This is a genomic window from Photobacterium sp. GB-210 (genome assembly GCF_003026075.1).
Lineage (GTDB): Bacteria > Pseudomonadota > Gammaproteobacteria > Enterobacterales > Vibrionaceae > Photobacterium.
The window spans coordinates 66,023-72,738 of sequence record NZ_PYNU01000021.1; the positions used below are offsets into that span (position 1 = coordinate 66,023).

The 6,716-nt window shown below is 37.3% G+C and carries 8 protein-coding genes; 3 read left to right on the forward strand and 5 right to left on the reverse strand.

What is annotated here, in order from left to right:
* Positions 1 to 184: 184 nt before the first annotated feature.
* The 4 genes from C9J38_RS17885 to sbcB form a co-directional block, all read right to left on the reverse strand.
* Positions 185 to 868 carry a CidB/LrgB family autolysis modulator gene (locus C9J38_RS17885; protein WP_107208275.1) on the reverse strand — a complete coding sequence of 228 codons (684 nt, stop codon included), beginning with the start codon at positions 866 to 868 and terminating at the stop codon, positions 185 to 187.
* Positions 865 to 1,209 carry a CidA/LrgA family protein gene (locus C9J38_RS17890; RefSeq protein WP_107208276.1) on the reverse strand — a complete coding sequence of 115 codons (345 nt, stop codon included), beginning with the start codon at positions 1,207 to 1,209 and terminating at the stop codon, positions 865 to 867. The genes C9J38_RS17885 and C9J38_RS17890 overlap by 4 nt, the downstream gene beginning before the upstream one ends.
* Before the next feature lie 125 nt (positions 1,210 to 1,334).
* The gene (locus tag C9J38_RS17895; RefSeq protein WP_107208277.1) at positions 1,335 to 1,856 is read right to left on the reverse strand and encodes a hypothetical protein; all 522 of its coding nucleotides are present in this window, start codon (positions 1,854 to 1,856) and stop codon (positions 1,335 to 1,337) included.
* Between the two features lie 239 nt (positions 1,857 to 2,095).
* A complete protein-coding gene (gene sbcB, locus C9J38_RS17900; protein ID WP_107208278.1) occupies positions 2,096 to 3,517 on the reverse strand; it encodes an exodeoxyribonuclease I in 1,422 nt (473 codons plus the stop codon).
* Between the two features lie 275 nt (positions 3,518 to 3,792).
* On the opposite strand from sbcB, the gene C9J38_RS17905 reads away from it, so the two are divergent.
* The 3 genes from C9J38_RS17905 to C9J38_RS17915 all read left to right on the forward strand — a co-directional run bounded on the left by C9J38_RS17905 (position 3,793) and on the right by C9J38_RS17915 (position 6,161).
* On the forward strand, positions 3,793 to 4,044 hold the full coding sequence (locus C9J38_RS17905) for a tyrosine-type recombinase/integrase (protein WP_304589592.1): 252 nt from the start codon (positions 3,793 to 3,795) through the stop codon (positions 4,042 to 4,044).
* A 189-nt stretch (positions 4,045 to 4,233) separates the two neighbouring features.
* Positions 4,234 to 5,289: a hypothetical protein gene (locus tag C9J38_RS17910; protein WP_107208279.1), complete on the forward strand. Its 1,056-nt coding sequence runs from the start codon at positions 4,234 to 4,236 to the stop codon at positions 5,287 to 5,289.
* Between the two features lie 419 nt (positions 5,290 to 5,708).
* Positions 5,709 to 6,161, forward strand: coding sequence for a toll/interleukin-1 receptor domain-containing protein (locus C9J38_RS17915; RefSeq protein WP_233218526.1), 453 nt, complete (start codon positions 5,709 to 5,711; stop codon positions 6,159 to 6,161).
* Between the two features lie 214 nt (positions 6,162 to 6,375).
* Here the strand turns inward: C9J38_RS17915 and C9J38_RS17920 are convergent.
* Positions 6,376 to 6,716: transposase (locus tag C9J38_RS17920; protein WP_199190667.1), on the reverse strand; the 341-nt coding region annotated here is incomplete at its 5' end.

A 6,716-nucleotide genomic window follows, 5' to 3' on the forward strand; every position in this document is an offset into this window, starting at 1 on the left:
ATTGCCATTAATCAAGTGTGATTTGAATCACATTAATAATGATAGTGTAGGTTGGTATACATTATCGAGAGCGAACTCACACATGTAAATGTAATTTTTCCTGTAATAAATAGTTATCAAAACATTATGAACTTAAAACTAATAAGAATTAGTGTTTAAGCTCATAACATTAGATAGGAATAACTTAGTGGAAAAACAGGTGTTCTAAAATAGGGAACATGATGGGAGCGAGTAACGTTGTCATGATCCCACAGATCACTAACGCTAATGAGCTAAATGCCCCTTCTTGATAATTTTCTTCGACAGCTTTTGCTGTACCTAAAGCATGAGATACCGTACCAATCGTTAACCCTTTTGCTAACGGATGGTAAATACGGACCAGTTTCATCACTGGATAACCTAACACCGCACCAAATAGACCAACAATAATCACCATTGCTGCTGTAATCGCAGGAATCCCGCCAATTTGTTGAGAAGCGGCCATCGCAAGTGGTGTGGTAATAGATTTTGGTAAAATACTGGCTGCAAGTTGAGCATCAGCACCCATTAAAAACGCAATGGAGGTACCAAATGTCATCGACAAGATACTACCAACAAAACAGGCACTTAAAATTGTTTTCCACTTACGCTTAATTAAAGGCAGTTGCTGATATAAAGGTAAGGCTAAGGCCACTACCGCAGGACCTAACAAATAGTTAATTATTTCGTTATCTGCAAAGTAGGTTTCATACGGCACCTGTAACCAATGCAGTGCAGCGATTAAAATAATCAGCGAAATGAGCAATGGATTAAAAAGTGGATTACGAATCTTTATTGCTAAATAGCGCATGCTGTAAAATACCACTAGCGTTGCAACTAACCAGATCATGACTCTTTTTCCTTATGATGAAGCGCAAGGCCGATCACAAGCAATACAATTAATGTGCTGCCTAATGTGCTCGCAAAGATGATAGTTGCATTGTGCTTAATTAAACCAAGGTAGTTTATTAAGCCAACTCCAACAGGCACGAATAGCAATGCCATGTGTTTGATGAGTAAATTACAGGTTTTATCGACCCATTTTGTTTTGCATATGCCAGTAACGAGGCCAAAGAACAGTAAAAACAAGCCAATAATACTGCCAGGGATCGGCAAATGAGTCAGATGTTGTATGCCTTGACCAAGTAAAAAGCAAAACATAACAATGGCAAAAGATCGAATGTAATCCATAGTAAAAAAAGTAATGCTAGAAAATTTTATTTATCATACAAATAAACATGTTATTTGTCACACAAAAAAGAGCATTATTTAGATAATTCGTTAAAAAATGTAGATCGCGTGATATTTATTGATGCTTAATTCCACAAAAATAGACCAATGAGCGCGGCAAGTGTCAAAAGAATCGTCACTTTTAGCCAAATAAAATCAATTACCACATACTTAAACCATGCCTTATTGAATAACAATGGCTTTTTTTTAGAGGGGGTAGCACGAGGGCAAGGACGGGTAGTAAAAGGCAGTCGACGTGATGTTTTCGAAGGTAATGGGACACGAAAGCCATAGTGAGGCACAACATGGATAGGTATCGCCATTACTCCGTTACATTGTAACTTCCCTGTAAGTGATACCAGTAGTAAGTTCAAGTCATAATTGTGATCACTGGTTTCTTCAAACGCATCTAATGATGTAAACGTTTTACGGTAGAGTGAATCGGCTCCAATCACTTCTCCAGCGCAGAGACATAACACTTCTAATAACCGAGATTCTTCTCGCGTTAATAACGTTTGCGTATGATCTTTCCATATCAATAGATGCTTTTCAGGAAAAAAATCTATTTTGTCGTAGCTATAACATTTCAATAGGGTTTGTGTTGTCATAGTGCACACCTAACGCTTAATAGATCTCGAGCGTCACGGTATCAATGATCGCTATTCCGTTATTAATAAACGCAAATCAGTGAGCCGTTTTATTGTTGTCTTTAATTGTTAACGTTAATGACGTAATCATCAAATAAATCACTACATAAAAATCTTAAAAAAAAGAAGCCTATTCGCGACATTCAAAAAGAAAGTCACGTAATAGGCTTCATTCATCGCTATCGTGTTAGTAAAAAGGCTTAAACCAATTTAGATATATAATCATAAAGTGAGTGTAAAACCTTCATCTTACTTTCGTCAGATTCATGCTCGTAGGCGACTGCCTCAAAGTTCTCCATATACTTTGGCATATTCACCTCAAAGAAATCCTGACAATGATGCTTCCAACGTATTTGCTCTTCATAACTTAACGTCATTGGGAAATTACGGGCACGATAGCGGAATAACAGCGGCTTAATACGCTTGTCATCGACATTGATTTCAAGGGAAGCTAACTGATCGGGCGCTGTTTCACGGATAATATCCATGGTTGAACGATCCGCTGTTGAGAAGAATCCATCGTAGAGCATCGCATCAACATTATCGTTAGCCGCATATTCACGTTTAACACTAAACATTTCGATTAATTTTTCACGAATTTCAGGGTGCTGCTTAATCAAGGCAAGGTTCTTTAAACATTGCTCTCTATCAATCCCTAAACGTGCAGCATCTTCTGCTTTTAATGTTTTTGCTGGGGCAAGAACAGGGCACTTATTCAAATGCACTTCTTTAACGGGCACAGGTAATTCATCTGGCGCTAAATCAACACGCTTAGTATATAAACGCTCACGCAGTTGGTCGGCATCAAGCTCAATTAATGGGGTAGGATCAAGCGCGAGGTTCACTGTAATAACAGCGTTCTTATTATCAGGGTGCCATGCCACAGGCACAATCCAACTCGTATTGCCACAATCAGTACCAAACATGCCAGAGATATGTACTAACGGCGTTAAGTTAACAATATCGATTAATTCTTGTAGCTTGCGCTTATGACGTAAATCAAACAGGTAATCAAACAACTTAGGTTGATTCGTTTTAATGATTTTAGCCAGCTCGATTGTCGCGTAAACATCAGCCATTGCATCGTGCGCATTCGCGTGTTCAATACCATTGGCAACAGACAGCTTTTCAAGCTTAAAGCTAGGACGATCTTCATCATCAAGCGGCCAGTTGACACCTTCTGGGCGCAATGCGTAACAAGTACGCATAATATCTAATAAATCCCAACGCGAGTTACCATTTTGCCACGCCCAACCGTATGGGTCGAAGAAGTTACGGTATAAGGTATAGCGCGTTACTTCATCATCAAAACGAACGTTGTTGTAACCAATGACACATGTATTGGGTTTTGACAGTTCAGCATGAATCGCTTCAATAAATTCAGGCTCTGATAAGCCTTTTTCGATCGCTTCTTGCGGTGTAATACCTGTGATTAAACACGCTTCAGGTGACGGTAAGTAATCGGCTGGTGGCTTACAGTAAATAACGAGTGGCTCACCAATAATGTTCATGTCCATATCAGTACGGACACCCGCAAACTGGCAAGGACGATCATTGGCAGGGCTTGCGCCAAACGTTTCGTAGTCAATCCAATAAAGTGTTGCTTGGTTCTTATCGTTCATAAATCATCCATAGCCATTACGGTTGTTATTATTACTCTTTATCTAAGCAATGGCTTGTTGTTAAAACCGCTTATAAATTCAGCAGTTTATTGTATTTAAGTCGTTAAACGCTTAAGAGTAAAACCCTAAGCACGCATAACATTAAGTATCCCGTATTTAAGGGCAAATAGGCAAGGCGAGAGGCGGATAAATTAATGGCGGTGTTGAGATAGGTGAGTCGAGATTCCAATATTTGATTGTAATCGAACGAATCGCGCCAATTCATCTAATAAAGCATTACATCTGTTAATCGTTATATCCGCCGTATTAGAGATGGTTTACCTATTGAAGACTGGCGTACTCATGATTTTAGACGTTCATTATCTACTGGCGCATCAGAATTAGGCGTAATGCCACATGTAGTTGAAAAGATGCTTGGTCATGAACTAAGCGGGGTATTAGCGGTTTATAACAAACATGATTGGTTGAAAGATCAGTTAGAAGGGTATGAGTTGTATGCGGAGAAGCTAGATAGTTATTTGAAGTAGGTTTGTTGGTTATTGATTTAAGCGACGTGTTGGATATAGTTTCTAATACAGAAATGCCCTTTTATTTCTTACAGTTGTTCCTCATACAATTTTTGACACATATTATTTGCCCTATTTTTTCTTAATGCATGTAGAGTCTTTATCGAAATGTTGTTAGTAACAATTATATTTTCATTAGGGACAGGTAAGATGGACAAAGAAAATAGTTTAACTCGCTCTAAAAAAACAGTGTCTTCATTAGCAGACATCCTACTAAAAGAAGGTGTTAATACTTTACTACCTGGCTCAACTTTAGTTTATGAAGTTGGAAAATTAGCTATACAGCATGGTAAGCAGTATTTTACGGATAGAACTGAACAACGATTGCATGATTTTCATTTGGGCATAGTTCAAAGTGAAACTAATGATGAAGTAAACCTCGAAGGTATCTTGAAAAAAACCTTCAATTTAGATGAATATCATGCTGTTCTTAATGCTTGTGTACAAGATATTGAAAATGAAAAAACCGAGATATACTCAGTCTTGATGAAGTCACTCATGGTAAAAGAAATAACAACAAGACATAGACGTTTTTTTATTACTGTTACTAAGCAATTAACTTTCACTGAAATTGAGTTAATTCGTAAACTGTACATTAACTCAAGCTATGACTTGATGACTGTAGGGGGAACATCCCAGCAGATAACTTCTATACTAACTAGTCATGATGCTCTGACTGATATCACTATAAGAACTTTAGTTTCTTATGGGTTAGTGGCAAATGACAGAAAGGATATGACCAGTCTAGGAAAACTGTACGCAGAAGTACTTTTTGAAGAAAATAAACTGCCCCCAAAAAGCATTAACCGTCAAGAATACACAAAAATAAATGTTGCTATTTTAAACTATATGATTGGCGATAAAACTCATGATCAAGTTTCCCGTCATTTACACGAATCACTTTGGAGTCACGGCGTAAAATCATCAATTTTAGCTTTAGATTACCATTCTGTTCATCAAGCCCCATTGTTGTTTAACGCAGGGGTCTTAATATTAGGTGATGTAGAGTACGACGAGAAACACTTTGATAGAAGAGCTATAGCAGAGTTCGCTAGCAAAGTGCCTGTATTTCCCCTAAATATTAAACCAAATAAACTGAAAATATCATCTCTTGGGTTGAAGAGTTCTATTGACCTGAAGGAAAATGAGCCTAACAAAGTGCGCAAAGAAATTTATAGTTCGGTCGAGGAGATATTTAAACGATAGGATCTTTTGAACTTAGTTAAAAGTATCGAGTATATGAGTTAAATGGTATGACACCACCCACTTTAAGCCGCTTTCATCACAGTAGTATTAAATTTAAGAAAACCTACTGATATGTTTTTCTATCGTAGTGAGTTAGTTAGTCGGCTAACTCATATTACCCCCGTTTCTTGTTAGATCTTTTAATAATTTATATATCATTAACATGATTTTTGATTAGTTTTATTTACAGACTCACATGCTAATCAGACTTATTTAATACATTTCTAATAAACAGTTTGAAACAAAATAATGCAATCAAGTTCATGATATTTATAAGCCAAATAGAATATCATCAACCAAAAAATATGAGTCTGTTTTTGCGTAAAAAGTAAGAATGCTTATTAATATTTTTTTCTACCTAATTAGTAAGGAACGAAGAATTGAGCAATCCAAATTTATTTATATCTTACAGTTGGTCAAATCACGATCACGAACAACTTGTTCTTCAGATTGCAACCGAGTTAACTGAATCTGGTGTGAATGTTATTTTAGACAAGTGGGATCTAAAGGAAGGTCATGACGCTTATGCTTTCATGGAAAAGATGGTAACAGACCCAGATATTAATAAAGTCGCAATAATCTCAGATAGGATTTATGCAGAAAAAGCTGATGGAAGAAGCGGTGGTGTGGGGACTGAGACACAAATTATTTCCCGTGAAGTATATGAACAGCAAGAGCAAGATAAGTTCGTCGTTGTAGTTACGGAGAGAGATGAAAACGGTAAGGTTCACTTACCTACTTACTATAAGTCCAGAATTTATATTGACCTCAGCGAACCTGATGGATACGCAGATAATTTTGAAAAATTACTAAGATGGATTTACAACAAATAAGGATATGTGTCGCGAAGCCGACACCTATCCGAAGTGTTGGACAAGCCCAAGCCACCTTATATAAGTAAATATTGGAAATATCATGAAGGGTGATGACAAAAAGAAGTCGAGCGTTATCCTTGGTGTGAACCAATAACTTTAAAATTCTGATTTATAATAAAATCCTCTTTATTTTTGAAGCGTTAAAGCCATTATCCTTATTATTTAACGTCGGTTATCTGGGTCGAAATATCCCCGTTAATTGCATCACATGTTGGCAGCAGGGGCAAAAGGGTTGGGCTTTTATACGTACCGTTTTATTCAGTGAGGGCAACGTCAGTTGCCCGGCTAACATGAACATAAATTGGATAGCTTGAAGCCGCTTCTTTTCATGCCCTCGCAACAAACCATAATCACGTACTCGTCGAAACCCTTTCGGTAACACATGCTGCAATATCAACCAAAGAAATTGCAACACGGGTAACGTGCGTGTCTTCATCGTTTGAGTTTGGCTATCTTTATAACGAAATGTCACCTGTTCATTATTGATATACAGAATGTCTTTATCCGCAATTA